The 17,566-nt window shown below is 36.3% G+C and carries 16 protein-coding genes; 3 read left to right on the top strand and 13 right to left on the bottom strand.

Annotated elements, in window-relative coordinates; all coding sequences use genetic code 11:
* Positions 1-11: 11 nt before the first annotated feature.
* The 8 genes from MF646_RS11220 to MF646_RS11185 all read right to left on the bottom strand — a co-directional run bounded on the left by MF646_RS11220 (position 12) and on the right by MF646_RS11185 (position 9,376).
* On the bottom strand, positions 12-1,493 hold the full coding sequence (locus tag MF646_RS11220) for an alpha-N-arabinofuranosidase (protein WP_250096587.1): 1,482 nt from the start codon (positions 1,491-1,493) through the stop codon (positions 12-14).
* Between the two features lie 271 nt (positions 1,494-1,764).
* Entirely contained in the window at positions 1,765-3,105 is a 1,341-nt protein-coding gene (locus MF646_RS11215) for an ABC transporter substrate-binding protein (protein WP_250096586.1), read from the bottom strand.
* 134 nt (positions 3,106-3,239) lie between these two features.
* Positions 3,240-3,860, bottom strand: coding sequence for a YesL family protein (locus tag MF646_RS11210; RefSeq protein WP_250096585.1), 621 nt, complete (start codon positions 3,858-3,860; stop codon positions 3,240-3,242).
* A 25-nt stretch (positions 3,861-3,885) separates the two neighbouring features.
* Positions 3,886-4,725, bottom strand: a complete 840-nt coding sequence (locus tag MF646_RS11205; RefSeq protein WP_250096584.1) for a carbohydrate ABC transporter permease — start codon at positions 4,723-4,725, stop codon at positions 3,886-3,888.
* Positions 4,725-5,675 (bottom strand): carbohydrate ABC transporter permease, encoded by a 951-nt coding sequence (locus tag MF646_RS11200; protein ID WP_250096583.1) that lies wholly within the window; start codon positions 5,673-5,675, stop codon positions 4,725-4,727. The genes MF646_RS11205 and MF646_RS11200 overlap by 1 nt, the downstream gene beginning before the upstream one ends.
* 408 nt (positions 5,676-6,083) lie before the next feature.
* Entirely contained in the window at positions 6,084-7,070 is a 987-nt protein-coding gene (locus MF646_RS11195; RefSeq protein WP_250096582.1) for a LacI family DNA-binding transcriptional regulator, read from the bottom strand.
* Positions 7,071-7,386: 316 nt separating this feature from the next.
* Entirely contained in the window at positions 7,387-7,611 is a 225-nt protein-coding gene (locus MF646_RS11190) for a twin-arginine translocase TatA/TatE family subunit (protein ID WP_250096581.1), read from the bottom strand.
* Positions 7,612-7,630: 19 nt separating this feature from the next.
* The gene (locus MF646_RS11185) at positions 7,631-9,376 is read right to left on the bottom strand and encodes a PhoX family protein (protein ID WP_420842498.1); all 1,746 of its coding nucleotides are present in this window, start codon (positions 9,374-9,376) and stop codon (positions 7,631-7,633) included.
* Positions 9,377-9,684: 308 nt separating this feature from the next.
* Between MF646_RS11185 and MF646_RS11180 the strand changes: the two genes are divergently transcribed.
* Positions 9,685-9,843, top strand: a complete 159-nt coding sequence (locus MF646_RS11180; protein ID WP_250096580.1) for a twin-arginine translocase TatA/TatE family subunit — start codon at positions 9,685-9,687, stop codon at positions 9,841-9,843.
* Positions 9,844-10,593 (top strand): twin-arginine translocase subunit TatC, encoded by a 750-nt coding sequence (gene tatC, locus MF646_RS11175; RefSeq protein WP_250096579.1) that lies wholly within the window; start codon positions 9,844-9,846, stop codon positions 10,591-10,593.
* 376 nt (positions 10,594-10,969) lie between these two features.
* Here tatC and MF646_RS11170 read toward each other — a convergent pair whose 3' ends face one another.
* The 5 genes from MF646_RS11170 to MF646_RS11150 all read right to left on the bottom strand — a co-directional run bounded on the left by MF646_RS11170 (position 10,970) and on the right by MF646_RS11150 (position 16,087).
* Positions 10,970-11,680: a GDSL-type esterase/lipase family protein gene (locus MF646_RS11170; protein ID WP_250096578.1), complete on the bottom strand. Its 711-nt coding sequence runs from the start codon at positions 11,678-11,680 to the stop codon at positions 10,970-10,972.
* Positions 11,681-11,834: 154 nt separating this feature from the next.
* Complete coding sequence (locus MF646_RS11165; RefSeq protein ID WP_250096577.1) at positions 11,835-12,761, bottom strand: alpha/beta hydrolase; 927 nt, start codon at positions 12,759-12,761, stop codon at positions 11,835-11,837.
* A 153-nt stretch (positions 12,762-12,914) separates the two neighbouring features.
* Positions 12,915-13,736, bottom strand: a complete 822-nt coding sequence (locus tag MF646_RS11160; protein WP_250096576.1) for a carbohydrate ABC transporter permease — start codon at positions 13,734-13,736, stop codon at positions 12,915-12,917.
* Entirely contained in the window at positions 13,736-14,677 is a 942-nt protein-coding gene (locus tag MF646_RS11155; RefSeq protein ID WP_250096575.1) for a carbohydrate ABC transporter permease, read from the bottom strand. The genes MF646_RS11160 and MF646_RS11155 overlap by 1 nt, the downstream gene beginning before the upstream one ends.
* 81 nt (positions 14,678-14,758) lie before the next feature.
* Complete coding sequence (locus MF646_RS11150) at positions 14,759-16,087, bottom strand: extracellular solute-binding protein (RefSeq protein WP_250096574.1); 1,329 nt, start codon at positions 16,085-16,087, stop codon at positions 14,759-14,761.
* A 562-nt stretch (positions 16,088-16,649) separates the two neighbouring features.
* On the opposite strand from MF646_RS11150, the gene MF646_RS11145 reads away from it, so the two are divergent.
* Complete coding sequence (locus MF646_RS11145; RefSeq protein WP_250096573.1) at positions 16,650-17,546, top strand: 2-hydroxy-3-oxopropionate reductase; 897 nt, start codon at positions 16,650-16,652, stop codon at positions 17,544-17,546.
* Positions 17,547-17,566 lie beyond the last annotated feature (20 nt).

The following is a 17,566-nucleotide window of genomic DNA, read 5'->3' as shown; positions in this document are numbered from 1 at the left end:
AACTGGTCTCCTTAATTCAATGCCAAGACAACTACAGACATAGGAGGCAGTATGATGTCTAATCCTTTACCGTCCAACGAAAATCCAGTAAATTCAACAGGTTTCACATTTTCACCATCTTCAAATGAATTATGAGCATCCATCTTATCAGCTGTTAAAATTCTGCCTGTAACATTGGATATTGCTAAACCACGAATGTCGATGGTCACTTCTGCTTCGTTTTGATGGTCGACATTGCAAATACTTACATGCACAGTTCCTTCGTCATTTTTGGAAGCGGTAAGGCTGACTTGTGGAATGGTTTCTCCATCAAATTCATAATTGTTTGCCTTCATATCAATCGCTACCTTTGTTGCATCATGATGTACTTTATACATTTCAAATACATGATAAGTAGGGGTGAAAATCATTTTCTCTCCCTCAGTTAATATCATAGATTGAAGAACATTCACTGTTTGAGCAATATTCGTCATTTGAACACGGTCACAGTGATCATGGAAAATATGAAAATGGAGACCGGCAACAAGTGCATCTCGAATGGTATTTTGTTGATACAAGAATCCAGGATTTGTACCAGGCTCTACATCAAACCATGTCCCCCACTCATCAATAATCATGCCGATCCGCTTTGTTGGATCATATTTATCCATAATAGTTCCATGCTTCCGAATTAACGTATCCATATGTAACGCTTTTTTCATCGTTACAAACCACTCACCTTCAGGGAATCCTGTTGCAGCCCCTTTCCCTGTCCAAAAATCACCAGGTACCGTATAATAATGAAGGCTTAATCCATCCATATAGCGCGCAGACTCTCGCATTAACACTTCTGTCCAATTATAATCATCAACATTAGCACCACCGGCAATCTTGTAAATCTTGTTTCCATCATAGTCGCGAACGTACGTCTGATAGCGACGATAGAGATCTGAATAGTATTCAGGACGCATATTCCCTCCACATCCCCAATTCTCATTCCCAACACCAAAATAAGTTAATTTCCATGGCTCTTCTTGACCATTCTCTCTTCGCCAATTTGCCATCGGTGACTCACCTTTGAATGTCATGTACTCTACCCACTCTGACATCTCTTGGACAGTCCCGCTTCCAACGTTTCCACATATATACGGCTCACATTCAAGCATTTCACAAAGCATCATAAATTCATGTGTACCAAAATGATTGTTTTCAACTACACCACCCCAATGAGTGTTTACCATCCGTTTCCGATTTTCCCTTTGTCCGACTCCATCTTTCCAATGATACTCATCAGCAAAGCATCCACCCGGCCAACGAAGAACTGGGATGTTAATGTTTTTTAATGCTTCAACCACATCGTTTCGAATTCCATTTGTATTAGGAATCGGTGAATCTTCGCCTACCCATATACCTTCATAAATACATCTGCCTAAATGTTCAGCAAAGTGCCCATATATATTTTTATTAATAATTCCCTGTTCAACATCTACATTTAAAATGGCCTGCTGTTTCATGGTACATTCACCTCATATTTTTTGGTTTTGTTTCTTTTTTCAAATTCCGTTTACGTACACGATAATAAATAAGTTCTGCAACTTTATAAACGTATTTTCGCTACATTTTATATCGTGTACATAAACGTCTAAGAAAATTGTTACCTAAGGACTATATATATTTTGCGCATCTCCCTTTATTATCATCACTCCTCATTTATCATTTTGTTAAACGAGGAGTGATGAAATTTCACACGGAACTTTGAGCAAAAGTTATTATCCGCATAAATGACTATTCTTGCATATTTGCTTCAATTGTCTCTTGAGCATCTCTCAACGCCTCTTCTGCAGTTTTCGTTTGTTGTCTTAGTACATCATTAAAAATGTTTGTACCAAACTCACTAGCTACACTAGGCGTGGATGGTGTAATATTTACTGAATTAATTTCATCACGAACATCTAATAATACATCAAAAATATTATCACCAAAGAATTGATAGAAGCTATTATCCTCCTTAAATACGTCATTATCCCATACATCCCAACGAGGAGGGTCAAATCCAAGGACAGTCCAAAGCTTTTCGTTGGCCTTTTCACTGAGCTTTGCATATGCTAAGAAATCTTTAGCAAGTTCTTCATTATCTGTTTGGTTTGTAACAACGGTACCCGTTCCCCCCATGCCAGCTGAACGGAATCCACCTTCTTCCCATGCAGGCAATGGATTTATAACCATTTTCCCTTTTAAATCAGGCATGTTATCAAGGAAACGTCCCATATACCAAATTGGCATTGCTAAAGAAGCTACATTTCCTTCATTCATATGTGCATAAAACTCTTCTGCATGTGGTTCTCCACCTGGCGTAAGCTCAGCAATTTCATGGACATGAATTAGATCATGTAGAAACTGTAACACTTCAATATTTTCTGGAGCGTCTAAAGTTAAATTTCCATTTTCATCAAACCAATCTGAACCACGTTGGCTGACCATTTGATACATAGGTAAGTAATCATCAGTATGAACGGTTGTCATGGCTTTACCTGTATTTTCCACCACTTGTTTACCAGCTTCAACATAGTCATCCCATGTTTGGATCGATTCGATGTCTACTCCTGCTTCATCCATAATTTCTTTATTATAGTACATCACAGATGCACCAACATGAGTAGGCATTCCGTAATATTGGCCATCTTTAGCATAGATATCGAAACGAGCCTCAATGAATTTATCTAGAAGTGGTTCCACATGGTCATTCATTGGTAATAGTTGTGGTACCCCTTGGAGGTAGTTAGGGAAACGAGAAATTTCAATATCTGCTATATCAGGTGCTCCTGAACCTGATTGCAATGCTAGTAATAGATTGTTGTGCATTTGATCAAATGGATAGGTTTCTGCAACAAGTTTAAGTGGTCTATCAGGGAATTCTTCATTCCATTCAATGGCTGCATCCTCAAATAAATCGACATGTTGACTAGCAAATGTCCAAAACGTGAGTTCTGTAGCACCTTCAATATCATCACCAACAACAGACGTCTCATCTGCATCACCTGACGAGGAAGAACTACCACCACAAGCTACTAACACAAGTGCCATAAAAACCCCAATAACTGTAAATAATAAACTATTCTTTGTCACCACAATCCCCCCTAAATTTTAATGTAATGGTAAAATTATGAAAGCACCTAGAAAATACTAATGAATATATCACCTCCCCAAAATTCAAAACTGCTGTAGACAATGATGTTTCGTCATCACTTTCATTTGCTAGTTTAAGAGGTTTGCTCATCTATTTTGACAAAAGTTTGCATAGAGAGCCACATGCATCCTATTGCAGCGAAGCTAACTGAAAAAAACGGGATCAATCCTGGAAAATCGAGTGACACATATATAACTGTAAAAACCATTACACCACTTGCCAGCGTGTAGTGAATCTTCGTCAATCCAATAATGATTGCATTGCGAATATACGAAAACCATGTTGTTTGATAGTGTGCCAATAGCGGGAAAACCCATATAACAACGATGATATAGAAAAATAAAATAAAGTAGAAAGCAAACGGAATAACAAATAACAGCTCTTCTCTTGAACGTTCTATTGCTAGATAGTTTAGATAAAGAATTCCCCCAATTACGGTTAAACACCATCCTATCAAATTAGACCGTATGAACTCTTCTTTGTAGATTTGCTTAAAGGTTTTCCAAAGATTTATATCCGTGTTTCCCATGATCAATTTTCTAGATAACCCTAATGCTGCTAATGTTGCTGGAAAGACCCCTCCTACAAATAAACCTAAGAGCGTGTAATAAAACCATAAGATATTAATTACAGCTAGTTGCACGATCCACCGAAGGATTCGATCAAGTGATGATACAATTTGAGCTCCATTCATATGCTGCCCACCTCTTTATTTGTGATTACCCTTTTACTCCCCCAACTGTGAGACCAGCTACAAAATACCGTTGGAAGAAAATAAACAAAATAACTATTGGAACAATCGTCATGACAGAACCAGCAAGTAAAATATCATAATTGTTACCATATGGTGTTAATAGTGTCGCTAAACCAATTGGTAGTGTAAACATATCATTGGATCGTAACACGACTAATGGCCACAAGAAGTTATTCCAACTGTTTAGCCCTTGTAATATTGCCATCGCTGCTAATGAAGGTCCCATAAGCGGAAGCATGATCCTAAAAAATATTCCATATTCAGTACAACCATCAATCCTTGCAGCATCCATTAGTTCTTTAGGAAGTCCTAATGCATATTGTCTAAAGAAAAAGACAGCAACTGGCGCAACTATCGCCGGTAGTATAACGGCTGTATAGGTATTTACCAAATTTAGCTTAATCATTAATTGAAAAAGAGGTAACATTAATATTTCAAACGGAATCATTAAAATGATTAAGACTAGTAAAAAGAAAAAGTTTCGACCTTTGAAGTCATATACCGCTAACGCATAACCTACCATAGAAGAAAATAGTAGAGATAAGACAACAATGACTAACGATATCCAAACACTATTCCAAAACCATCTCCAATAGATTTCAGCTTCAGTAAAAATAAAGATGAAATTATCCAGCGTTAACGTACTAGGATCAAAGATTAAGCTTATCCCATTTCTCATTAAGTCCGTTGATGGTCGAAATGAAGCAAGTGTTAAATTTAAAAGCGGAAATAAGGCAATAAATGCTACAACGGCAAATCCAATAGTAAGCAGCCATGTTAATAAAGGGTTATTCTTTTGCTTCATTACTCATCCCCCCTTTTAAAAGCTCCAGTTAGAAACAGTTGAGTCAAGCTAATGACAAAGATGATTAACATTAAGACAACACCAATCGCTGCACCAAATCCCATATCATTCTTTTGAATACCTTCCTGATATAGATAACCAACGATCGTTAAACCAATATTCCCTGGTGAACCGGATGTCCAGAATACGAAGCTTTCTTCAAACATTCTAAATCCACCAATAATCGAAATGGTAGCAACGAAAATAGTAACTGGTTTTAAAAATGGCAACGTAACATAAAAGAATTTCTGTAAGGCACGGGCACCATCAATTTCTGCAGCTTCATATAACTCTTTCGGTACATTTTGTAACGCAGCTAAAAAGTACAAGATGTTGATTCCCATCCAGCGCCAAGATGCAAGAACAACCATTAGAAACATCCCCGACCAAGCGTTGTATCTCCAATCAACAGATTCAAGTCCAATCCAATTTAAGATTTGGTTCGCTACCGCGGTATCACTTTCAGCAAACATTAGACGGAAAACCATACCCGCAACAATGACTGACGTTAATGCTGGTAGAAACAAAGCCGTCCTAAAAAGTATTCTGAATTTCACTACCTTCGAATTTAACAAGACAGCTAACAACATCGGCAATGAGACTAAAATTACAACTGTTAAAATCATATATACCGTAGTATTTTGTAATGCAGTGAAAAACGTTGGATTAATAATTCTCGTATAATTTCTTAACCCAATAAATGTAACTTCACCAGGCAACACTCTTTGAAAACTCATAATAATGGCTTGAATTGCTGGATATAACGACAATACTAAAAAAGAGAGAACAAATGGTGAAATCAAGACATACGGCACGACTTTTTGAGAGTTTAAGAATGTAAGTAAACCCCCATTCCTCCTGTTTTTCACTTGGGCGACTTCTGTTTTGCTATTCTTTCCAGTTTGTAACATAGGAACCCCCTCTATCTTTTTTATTTTTTGTTCAATACAAACACTAATGTATGTTGAACAATTTTGAATCCGCTTACAAATGATAGTTTGACATCAGCTCCAAGAAATATGGTGAGGCTTGCTTCTTTTTCGTGTACGTGCACGACATTAACCAAGGAAGTTCTTAATGGGAATCTCTCAAAACGTGTACGTACACGAAAAATAAATGATCTTTCTATGCTTTAGAAAATGCCTATACATTTTCTAAAGTATAAAAACTTTCGTGTACGTACACGAAATTATGTAACATTAACTATCATTTCTCTTCATCCATAAAAAAGGAAGAAATAAATAATTCTTAGTACTAAAATTATCGTAACACCCTTTTCAACGACCGTCAACTGCATTTTAAAATTTTCTGAAAATGCATTAAATAGATTCACCTTTAATAATTTCATAATCTAATAAAGGAGTAGATACAAAATCCCCATGCTCAATTTTGTTTACGATGCTTTCTATCGCCCTTCTGCCGATTTCTTCAATTGGGTATTTAACGGTCGTTAGTCGTGGCGTGACATACTCTAATATATCAATATCATCAAAACCCATTACCCCCACTTGCTCAGGAATATTGACACCTTGTTTCTTAAGATAATGCATTACCTTTAACGCATAGAGGTCAGTAGAACAGACAACAGCTACTTTTTCATTTTTGCTAAACGTTATGTTTTCTAACTCTTCAATATACTCAATATTCTTTATAATAAGTGGTTCAGATTGAATTCCACTTTTTTCTAATCCTTCATAAAATCCATTCAGCCTCTCTTCCTGCGTGTAAATATTTGATTTCCCTATATATGCAAGAGGGGGGCTAATATAAATAAACTTTTGGTATCCTTTACCTACTATATAATCAATGGCATCCTTCATAGCTTGACGTTCTCGAATCCCTATATATTCCCATTTTTCGGAAACATAATTGAAAATTGTAATTATAGGAATATCAAATTTGCTTAAATAAGATTCGAATTGCTCTCCCTTATTCACTGAAAACAGGATAACCCCATCAACTTTTCCCTTTAAATAATTAATACAATCGATTTCACTTTCCGGCTTTTTGTCTGATAAAGTAATATTAACAAAATAGCCTAATTCTCTAGCTTTCACCTCAATCGCATTTAATAATTGAGCAAAAGATCGATTATATAAATCAAACAAGATGACCCCGATCGTCATGGTTTTTCCCATCACAAGACTTCTTGCCGTATAATCAGGTTGGTAGTTCATCTCTTTTGCTACTTGTAGAATCTTTTTTTTCGTTTTCTCACTAATTCCTGTTCGGTTATTAAGTGCGCGATCGACCGTTCCAGCTGACACTCCGCAGATTGTAGCAATATCTTTAATGGTTACCTTCAATTTCTCTCCCTCCTAGTATTTAATAAATATGATTATTTTATATTGTATATCTCACCCTTTCGTTTGCACTCCTGTATTATATCTATTATTTTTAAATATACAACATTTCATAAAATAAAAAAACTAGCAGCTTATTATAATATACTTTAGAGAACCAGAGGGACAGGCCCACTGACCCATGTAGACGGTAAAGTATTTGAAGGGACGCGATCGCAAGACGGGTGAAGTGATGGAACCTTAACATATACGATAGAAGTATAAAAAAAGATGCAGACAAGTATCCCCTGTCTACACCTCCCTTATAGAATGATATTGCTTAAACTGCTTTGTTGTCTGATTGCTTTTCTACTGCCGTTAAATTAGACTTCTTTTCTTCTTTTTCTTCATCACCACTAGAAACAAGCTCTCTCGTTGCACTCTTAAACTCAGTCAAGGTACGGCCAAATGCACGACCGATCTCTGGCAGCTTGGATGGTCCAAATATGATCAGAGCAATGATAAGGACTAAAATTAAACCAGGAATTCCAATATTAGATAGCATAGTTGATGTTACCTCCTATTTATTTGCCTTTATTTCCATTAGACTTATTTCCTTTATCAAGGTTGTTCCCTTTGAATCCTTTAATTGCTACAACTGCCGGAAGTGGATCGACATCACCTTTACGTCTCGGCCAGTTTGTAGTCGGGTGCTGAACAGCTAAGAATAGTGCTTTTTCATCCGCAGTAAACCAAGGACCTGTCAATTCACAACCTTGAGGTCCAGAAGCGAATTGGAATGCCTCGCCTTCATTCTGACCATGAGTTGGAAGGACGAATAATCCGTTATTTCCATGCCATTCATAAACACCTTTTCCAATATTGCTCTCAGACATATCTGTTACAACCCAAAGGTTCGCATTACTGTCAAACGTTAAATTATCAGGAGCAGAGAATCCGCTTTGGCGTCCACCTGCAGCAAAAATTTCAAACATAAATTCCATTGATTCAAAATCATCTTCTTTTTCAAAAATACGTGTAATATGTCCATGAATGTTCCCATGTACTGCGTTGTTCGTATGAGCGATAAAAATTGAATTATCAAAAGGATTAATTTCTAAATCTTCCGGACGGTCTGTTGGTGTACCGCCAAGAATAATCGCTGCTTCATGTGTGTTTACCATCACATGGGCTTGTGTAGCGTTAGCAGGGAACATTTCTCTTAAGCTCTGAACAGTTTGGTCTCTCATTTTTAAAACACTTGGTACAGAGAAATTACTAGCATGTACTCTTTTTGCTACTTCGGCAGCATCTAATTTTACCCATCTACCTGCTCCTAAATTCGCTACATAAAGTGTGCCGTCTTCGAGTAATTTAGAGTTCGCTTTCCCTTTTGCAGGATCGAATTTGCCACTACTGATATATTTATAGACGCAAGCGTTTTGTTTATCATCACCCATATATACCGCAAAACGGCCACTCTTCGTAATTCCCATACATGTATTTTCATGATTGAAACGTCCAAGCGCAGTATGTTTACGAGGTTTGAACTTTTCATCGTTTTCATCAAATGGATCAACTTCGATCACCCAGCCATAATGTTCAGACGGCAAATTGGATCGTCTTGCTTGTGTTTCAAAGTTCTCTTCACAAGACAATAAAGTATTCCATAACGTCATCCCACCAGAGCAGTTCGCCCAAGTCCCAATTGCTTTTGTTGCGCCTCCAACCAAAGAGCTACCCTTAGCAGGTCCAACGATATCGAATTCAGTAAATCCATTAATACGTCGCGCATATTTAGAAGACGTATCCATCTTCCAAGTTCCTTTACTATCTTTAAATACCTCAATCACCGCTCCACCTTGGTGGTAACGTCTCTTTGTATCAATAGGAGTATTTTGCATAAAAGAAGGCATATATTGCTCTTTCATGTAATCATCATTGATATACTCCAGATTTACCCATAGTAAACCTCTTTCATTTGAGCCGTCGATTGGAAAAAAGACCGTAAAGTCACAGTTAAATCCAAAAGTATCTCCTTTTTCGTTAATGACATCCCCATATGCTGCTAATACATCATATGAGAAGCCGTCTGGAAGAACTAACTCATCCTCCATCGTAGGCATAATCGGTTTAAAGAAGGCATGTGGTTTTGCTTGCGGACTTAGTTTAAGATTATCGAACTCTCTAAGGTGATCAGCTGTATGGGCAGCGCTTGCTACGGGTGCTAAAGTACCTAAACCAGCTGATGCAGCAGCTAAAGCAGCTGTCCCAGTTCCTAAATAACCTAAAAATTTACGACGATTCATGTTCATATTTTTATTTTCCATTTTTTCATTCCCTCTCTACTATTAGTTATATAATTGCTCGTACAATTTGTATTTTAATAGCGAATTATTAATTACCCGTGAAGCATTTTTTAATTATGCATTAACATTTTGTTAATAATGTAAATATCTAGGTGATATTGTAAAAAAGGGAAACTAGTAAAATTTACATTTTCATAACAGTCTCTACATAAACCATTAACAATTCTCTGTTAAATTTTTATAGAGTATTGGTAGTTTTAGGGATTAGTTATTAGAGTCTCTCATAAAGGGATCAGAAAAGTATTATTAGTAGAATGGAGGTAGTTAATATGTTAGCCAATGTAGGAGTGTCTAGTTTAATTCTCGTAGTAATTATTGCTTTCATTATTTTTGGCTCTTCAAAGCTTCCTGAAATAGGAAAAGCCTTTGGAAGCACCCTAAAAGAATGTAAGAGTGCATCCTCTATAATGATGAAAGAAGGATTCTAAATGGAGAAAGAAGAATTGCATCTCATTGACCATTTAACAGAGTTAAGAAGTCGAATTATCGTAACGTCAGTCATTTTCCTTATGGCACTTATCTGTTCTTTTATTTTTGTAAAAGATATTTATCAATATCTAGTAAAAGATTTAGATGGAAAACTAGCTTTATTAGGCCCTGGTGATATTTTATGGATTTATATGATGTTAGCTGCTGTAGTTGCTATTGCCGTTACCATTCCAGTAGCTGCCTACCAAATATGGAAATTTATTAAACCAGCTTTAAAAAAGGAGGAACAACGAGCAACTGTAGTGTTTATTCCTGGGCTCTTTTTCTTATTTTTAGGTGGAATTTCCTTTGGGTACTTTGTCCTTTTCCCACTCGTCCTATCCTTCCTAATGAATATTGCTGGTGATCAATTTCAAACATTTTTTACGGCAGAACGATACTTTCAATTCATGCTTCACTTGACGCTGCCATTTGGCTTTTTATTTGAAATGCCTGCTGTAGTGATGTTTCTTACTAAACTAGGAATTGTTAACCCGCAAAAGCTTGTAAAAGGAAGGAAAATTGCCTATTTCATACTTATCGTCGTTTCTGTTTTGATCACACCTCCTGATTTTATATCAGATGTTCTAGTGATTATTCCATTATTAGTTTTATATGAAATTAGTGTTACTTTAAGTAAAATTGTTCACCGAAAAAGTAATAGTGTATCGCTAGAAGCGACTTCAGCTTCAAATTTGAAGGAGGGTTAATAATGCTTTCAGTTTGTCCTAAACACGTAAAGAATGGGTTAGACGTTCTTGACGTTCCACATGTTTATAAGTTGGAACCAAGTGAAGATCAGAAAAAAACTTGCAAATGCCAATTTTGTCGTCTAAAAGCCCATTATAAACTAGATAGCTATTCAACTTACCCCAATAAACAACAAGATAAACATTAGATAAATTGATTAATTAAAAGGCTGTTCCCGGTTATATTCAAACCATCGGAACAGCCCCTTTCTTTATTAGACCCCCCTTACTCCGCAATCTATAACCCTACTTTTATGAAAAAGACTGCATAAGGATTTTAAAAAAAATATGTTTTTTCAATCATTCAAAAGATTAATAATCTAGCCTATTTACTCACTTATATAGAAATTCCATGTTTGCTTAGTTCACTACGTAGAACATGAGCCATAATGTCATAGCCACATACATGTGGGTGAATCCCATCGTTTGCTAATTCCCGTTGAAGTGTTTTGCCACTTTCATCGATCATTGCAGTGTGATAATCAACATAAATAATGCCCTCTTCATCTGCCAAGTTCTTATAGGTTTGATTAATCGCAATGACTAATTCGTTACGTTTCTCTGTTTGTCTATTTGTTTCAATACAAGTTGGAAGTAAAGAACAAACAATTGGAATAATACCTACTTCCTTCGCTTCCGAAACTATTGCTTTTATATCCTCAAAAACTTCGTTGTGAATTTGTTCCGGCTCCTTTCTATTTTCTGGTTCCCACTCATCCAATGGCCAAGTGTTATTGATTCCAATCTGTATAACAACATACTTTGGATTTAATTGAACGACATCTGCAACGAATCTACGCCTGAGAAATTGTGTCATATCTCCACCAATCCCTCTATTTACAAGCCGACGGTTGTTCCCACCAAAATATGTTTCAATTTCCCACCTATCTGTTATGGAATCACCAATAAAGACAAAGTCGATAGATACTTTATGATGTATTAACACTTCATTTTGATAATCAAATACGTTACGTCTTGTATCTGCAGGAACAACACCGCCAAACACGCCTGGCTTAATCATATCTGGACGTTTTGTCTTACTTAACATAAAGCATCACCCTTTCCTATCACTTTTTTCACTTATATTTAGGGTTTAACTAAAGTTCCCCTAACTTCTTCTAACGTCCCCTATCCTCTACTTGATAACACTTCATACATTTTATCTAGCAGCAATCCAACAGAGATTTTGATTGAAAACTTAGTTATTTTGAAAACGCGTTCTTCAACGCAGTTACTGCCTGTTCAATTGCTATCTTCCCTTTGTCTATCACTTCTGGCATCGTGAAAAAGCCATGGATCATGCCACCATATCTGGTAACCTCTACTGGTACACCTGCTTCCTTCAGACGTTCTGCATAGGCTTCTCCTTCATCACGTAATGGGTCGTATTCTGCTGTGATTATCAATGTTGGCGGCAATCCACGTAAGTCATCAGCTTTCAGCGGTGAAGCATATGGACTGTTCCCCTCTTTCTCATTTGGAAGATAATGATTCCAGTACCAAATCATGCTATCCATAGTTAACATATATCCAGTTGCATTTTCACGATAGGAATTCGAATCATAGTCATAATTTGTGATGGGATAGATTAATAGTTGATAAGACAGTGATGGACCAGCTTTCTCTCTCGCCATCAATGCGATTACTGCAGCAAGATTCCCACCAGCACTGTCTCCACCTACTGCGACACGCTCAGGATCGACCTGAATCAATGAAGCATTGTCGACTATCCACTTAGTGGCAGAATAGCAATCACTGACCGCGGCTGGGAATTTATGTTCTGGCGCCAACCGGTAATCGACTGATATGACCACACAATTTGCGCCATTGGTTAAGAGACGGCATGAAACATCGGAAGAATTCAAATCCCCAAGTACCCATCCACCACCATGAAAATAAACTAATGCAGGAAAGGGGCCTCGACCATGTGGTGTGTAAATTCGAACCGGTATTTCACCTTCGGGTCCAGGAATCGTTCTATCCGCTACTTTTCCAACTTCAGGCCACCCTACCGACTGGCTCAATCCAGCTGTTTTCCTTGCCTCCTCGCAAGAAAGCTTACTTTTAGGTGGATTACCCGCCTTCTCTATTTGATCTAAAATAATTTTCACTTGTGGATCAAGTGTCATAATGACATACTCCCTCCCCATACAATCCAATAAAATCTATCCAGATTTGCGACTAATGTAGTTCTTTTTAGAAAAACAAAAGAAGGGATAATTGCTCAATTAAACTAAAATTGATTAATTATCCCCTTCTTATTGAATCTGTATTATAACCACTTATCCTTTTACAGATCCACCTGTTAACCCTTTTACAACTCGTTCTTGTGCAATGATAAATATGATGATTACCGGAACACTAGCTAACGTTAATGCAGCCATCAGACCTGGTACGTTAACAGAAAATTCTCCATAGAATTTCTGAAGTCCAATTGGTAACGGCATATTTTCTGGACTTGAAATTAAGATTAAAGCAAAGATAAATTCATTCCAGATATGTACAAAGTTATAGATAACTACTGTTGATATCGCAGGTACGATATTAGGAAATATTACATTCGAAAAGATTTTCCAATAACCTGCACCATCCATTTCTGCAGCTTCTTCAAGTTCAACTGGAATTTCTTTCATAAATTGAGTCATGATAAATATCGAAATCGGTAGAGCAAAAGCTACATACGGCCCTAATAAGGCAAATAATTTATCATAAAATCCAAGGTTATTCGACATAACAAATATCGGAATGAGAGTTGCGTGAATCGGTATCATCATCCCAACTAGAAAGATTACAAAAAGAGGGCGATTTAAACGAAACTTCATTCTACTTAATGGATAACTTGCAAGAGCAGAAATGAATACAACTAATACAACTGACGATACAGTAATGATAATACTATTTACAAAATAACCAATTAGACCCATTTCAAATACTGAAGCAAATTGATCTAATGTGAATGACTCTGGAATAATAGAGAATGGATTCACGAAAAATTCATTCATTGTCTTAAATGAAGTGGAAATCATATATAAGAATGGGTAACTAGTAAATAGAAGCAAGATTATTGCAATAACATAAAGTAGAATCTTTTTAACTAGTTTCATTATGCTCCACCTCTTTTCTTCCGTTGCGCATCAACATATAGAATAACAATTACACTTATTAGTGCAATGATGAACATTACCGCTGCAATTGCACTACCGTATCCCATATTAAAGTTAATAAATGTTTGTCTGTACATGAATGTTCCTAATATTTCCGTCGATCCTCCAGAACTTCCGCCAACCATTATATAGAATACGTCAAAGGTTTTAAGCGAACCTACTACAGCAAGAATAGCTGAACTTACAATCGTTGGCATTAAAGAAGGAAGTGTAATATAATAAAATTGTTGTAAACTATTTGCTCCATCAATATTTGCAGCCTCATACAAATCTTCTGGAATACCAACCATTGCCGCTTTAAATAAAATCATATAAAAAGGAGCAAATTGCCAAACCAACACAATCAATACAGCGATGATTGCAACATTATTAGACGCTAACCAGCTTACTGATTGGAAACCAAGTGCATTTAATGCCATATTAATTGGACCATTAACTGGATCATACATAAACACCCATAGTATCCCGATTGCTACTGCTGACATTAAATACGGTAAAAAGAATAAAACATTGAATAATCTTTTCCCTTTAATTTTACTTAGCAATATCAAAGCCATACCCAAACCTAATGGCACCTGGACAAAAATAGATACTAAAACAAGATACATATTGTTCCGTAACGCATACCAGAATGAAGGGTCTGCTAGTAATCGCTTGAAGTTATCAAGACCAATAAATACACTTTCTCCCATTCCATTCCAATCTAACAAACTGTATTGAAACGTTGTAATAATTGGATATATGATAAACACTAGATATATAATCAATGCAGGGAGAAGAAATAAAGATATTGCTACTGTTTTTTTATTTTTTTGTCTTTTCTTTTCTTCGTTTAATTTTGTCTGGATCACTTCTGAGGCTACACTGCTTTCAGTCGCCATCTTCATCCGCCTTCCTTTATGTCTATTAGATATAAAGGAGGTGAAGGCTAGTAACCCTACCTAGCTTTCACCATGCCTTCATTACTCAAGTACTTCTTGTGCTTTTCTTTCCATTGCTTCTGCAGCTTCTTCTGGTGTTACCGACTTGCCAAATAATTCATAGGTTGTATCCTTATGAAGTTCACCTAATTCTGGTGGTAGCGTTTGATCATAAGGGAATTGAATAGAGTTTGCATTATTGATCATATCTGTAAATACTTGTACAAACTCATCCTCTACTTCAACACCTTTAATCGCAACCGGAGTTCCTGATTTATTAAGGTAACCTTGAGCAGTTTCAACACTTGTCAACTCTTTAATAAGTTCTAGTGTAAGTTCTGGATGTTCAGTATCTTCACTGATTGACCAAACCGGCGATACCCCAGCAGCTATATTAGTCGGGTCTCCACTTCCAGATTCAATGGCAGGGAATCCAAAAACACCCATCTTTTCTTCGAATTCTGGAAATTCATCACGAACCTGATTTACGAATCCAGTTGTAATAAGCATCATCGCAGCACTACCTGTATACATTAATTGTCTACCTTGACCTGAATCATAAGGAACACCATTAAAACCAGGATTAAAAGCTTCTCTATCCACTAGGTCTTGAATGTATTCACCCGCTTGTACGTATGCCTCATTATCAAATCCACCGCCATTTCTACGGTATGCATCTTGGAAGACATTTTCTCCACCTAATCGGTCAGTTAAATACATTAAATAGAAAGCACCTGGCCATTTAGGTTGGTTTGCCAATGCAATCGGATACACATCATTTTCTTTTAATACATCGATAATGTTTAGCAAGTCGTCATAAGTCTCTGGAACTTCTAAACCATGCTCTGCAAAGATTTCTTTGTTGTAAAAGAACTGATAAGTTGCAATACCTAATGGTAAACCATATACTTTGTCATCATAAGTCGAGTTAGCAAGAGCCACATCAACAAAGCTATCATAGTCGATATCTTCATTCGTCAAATCCTTAACTTTGCCAGAATCGACAAACTCTTCTAACCAGCCTCCACCCCAACTAGTAAATACATCAGGAGCATTACCACCAGCCATAGAAACAACTACTCGTTGTTTATAATCATCATTTGGTATTAATAACTCATTTACTGTAACGTTTGGATTCTTCTCTTCGAAACGTGCTATTGCTTCTTGGTATACTTCTTGTCTTGCACCTGGATCAAAGTGCCAAAGGTTAATTTCTACTTGTTCTCCATCACCTTGACTTTGCTCGCTTTGGTCGCCTTGATTTCCTTGTTCTTCGGTAACAGATTCAATGCCGCCTTGTTGGCAGCCCGCTAATCCTAATACCACTACTGCCATGAAAAAACAGATTACTAACAATTGAAGCTTTTTCATTTTTCCACCCCTTAAATTGTTTTATTTATTTTAGAATATCAATGAGATTCTAAAACCTTATCCTATTTGCTGCTGTCAAAGAGAACTCACTAGAATAATAGATTTCCCTTTTTCACTGATAATAAAGCGTTTACAATGATACAAAAAAATTAAACTTCCGTTTTACTTACTCAGTGAACTTTACGTATTTTTTCATTTATTATCGAAAATTTCGATTCGAAAGAAATACGCTATGTACCCCCTTCCAAAAAGTTTGTCGATTCATTAAACTAACTATTGTTATCATATTGTCTCTTTCAAAAAAAGTCAATAGTAAAAAGCGCTATAATTGTTGATGTAAGCCGTATAACCCTGTTATTACAAGGAATTTTTTATAAAATCTATTTTTTTATTAATTGTCATATACAATCATTTTTTATCGTAACACTTTCAAAAACTACCGCATTCGAATTTAATTAAAGATATCACTCTATAAATCGGTGTACTTTTTTTTGTTTTTGTTATAAAATCAACAAATAAATAACAATAAAAAATAAACAATACTAGTTGGAGGTAATTAAAGATGAAAATTGGATTTATAGGATTAGGAATAATGGGGAAACCAATGGCTGGTCATCTAATTAAAAATGGATATCAAACATATTTATACGATCTGAACAAAGAAGCAGTTAATGAATTAGTAGAATTAGGTGGGAATGCATGCGCTTCTAACAAAGAAGTGGCTGAGAGTTGTGACGTTATCTTTACAATGCTACCTGCTGGAAAACATGTAAACCAAGTGTTGTTCTCTGATGAAGGCCTTGCTAAAAACGGAAAACCCAATACTTTAATTGTAGATATGAGCTCTATTTCACCTGAGGAGTCTAAGTCATTTGCTAACGGTTTACAAGAATACAATATGTCCTTTATTGATGCGCCTGTAAGTGGCGGAGAGCCTATGGCAATCGAAGGAAAACTATCTATTATGGCTGGAGGAAAAGAAGAAGATTATAACAAGGTATTACCATTATTCGAAACTATGGGATCAAACGTTGTTCACGTTGGAGGTGTCGGCACTGGGTCTGCTACGAAACTAGTAAATCAAATCATTGTGAGCATTAATCTCGCTGCATTATCAGAAGCGTCCGTATTTGCCAGTAAATCCGGAATTGATTTAAACAAGATGTACGAAGCTATTCATGGCGGATTAGCTGGAAGCGCTGTAATGGATGCTAAGATGCCAAAGATTATTGAAAGAGATTTCGAACCAGGTGGACGGATTGAAATTAATTACAAAGATTTAGGAAATGTACAATCATCAGCAAATGCTATTGGAGTGCCATTACCTGTTACTAACCTAGTAAAAGAAATTTTTAGCTCTGAAATAGCTAATGGTAATGCTATGATGGACCATTCCTATATCATTCGTTTTTTTGAAAGAATGGCTAATCACCAAACACCTAAAGGCGGAAAACACTAAATATTTATTAACCAAAGGAT

Origin of the sequence: Halalkalibacter alkaliphilus (genome assembly GCF_023555415.1) — a bacterium.
GTDB classification, from domain to species: Bacteria; Bacillota; Bacilli; order Bacillales; family Bacillaceae_D; genus Halalkalibacter; species Halalkalibacter alkaliphilus.
Note: the sequence above shows the minus strand (reverse complement) of the source record. Positions and strands in the feature narration are given on the sequence as shown.

What these genes read in the sequence shown, in the direction of transcription:
- MF646_RS11150 (WP_250096574.1), bottom strand. Translation starts at nt 16,087, where the DNA reads ATGAAAAAGCTTCAATTGTTAGTAATCTGTTTTTTCATGGCAGTAGTG.
- MF646_RS11160 (WP_250096576.1), bottom strand. Translation starts at nt 13,736, where the DNA reads ATGAAACTAGTTAAAAAGATTCTACTTTATGTTATTGCAATAATCTTG.
- MF646_RS11155 (WP_250096575.1), bottom strand. Translation starts at nt 14,677, where the DNA reads ATGGCGACTGAAAGCAGTGTAGCCTCAGAAGTGATCCAGACAAAATTA.
- MF646_RS11190 (WP_250096581.1), bottom strand. Translation starts at nt 7,611, where the DNA reads ATGCTATCTAATATTGGAATTCCTGGTTTAATTTTAGTCCTTATCATT.
- MF646_RS11185 (WP_420842498.1), bottom strand. Translation starts at nt 9,376, where the DNA reads ATGGAAAATAAAAATATGAACATGAATCGTCGTAAATTTTTAGGTTAT.
- MF646_RS11145 (WP_250096573.1), top strand. Translation starts at nt 16,650, where the DNA reads ATGAAAATTGGATTTATAGGATTAGGAATAATGGGGAAACCAATGGCT.
- MF646_RS11170 (WP_250096578.1), bottom strand. Translation starts at nt 11,680, where the DNA reads ATGTTAAGTAAGACAAAACGTCCAGATATGATTAAGCCAGGCGTGTTT.
- tatC (WP_250096579.1), top strand. Translation starts at nt 9,844, where the DNA reads ATGGAGAAAGAAGAATTGCATCTCATTGACCATTTAACAGAGTTAAGA.
- MF646_RS11200 (WP_250096583.1), bottom strand. Translation starts at nt 5,675, where the DNA reads ATGTTACAAACTGGAAAGAATAGCAAAACAGAAGTCGCCCAAGTGAAA.
- MF646_RS11165 (WP_250096577.1), bottom strand. Translation starts at nt 12,761, where the DNA reads ATGACACTTGATCCACAAGTGAAAATTATTTTAGATCAAATAGAGAAG.
- MF646_RS11210 (WP_250096585.1), bottom strand. Translation starts at nt 3,860, where the DNA reads ATGAATGGAGCTCAAATTGTATCATCACTTGATCGAATCCTTCGGTGG.
- MF646_RS11180 (WP_250096580.1), top strand. Translation starts at nt 9,685, where the DNA reads ATGTTAGCCAATGTAGGAGTGTCTAGTTTAATTCTCGTAGTAATTATT.
- MF646_RS11205 (WP_250096584.1), bottom strand. Translation starts at nt 4,725, where the DNA reads ATGAAGCAAAAGAATAACCCTTTATTAACATGGCTGCTTACTATTGGA.
- MF646_RS11220 (WP_250096587.1), bottom strand. Translation starts at nt 1,493, where the DNA reads ATGAAACAGCAGGCCATTTTAAATGTAGATGTTGAACAGGGAATTATT.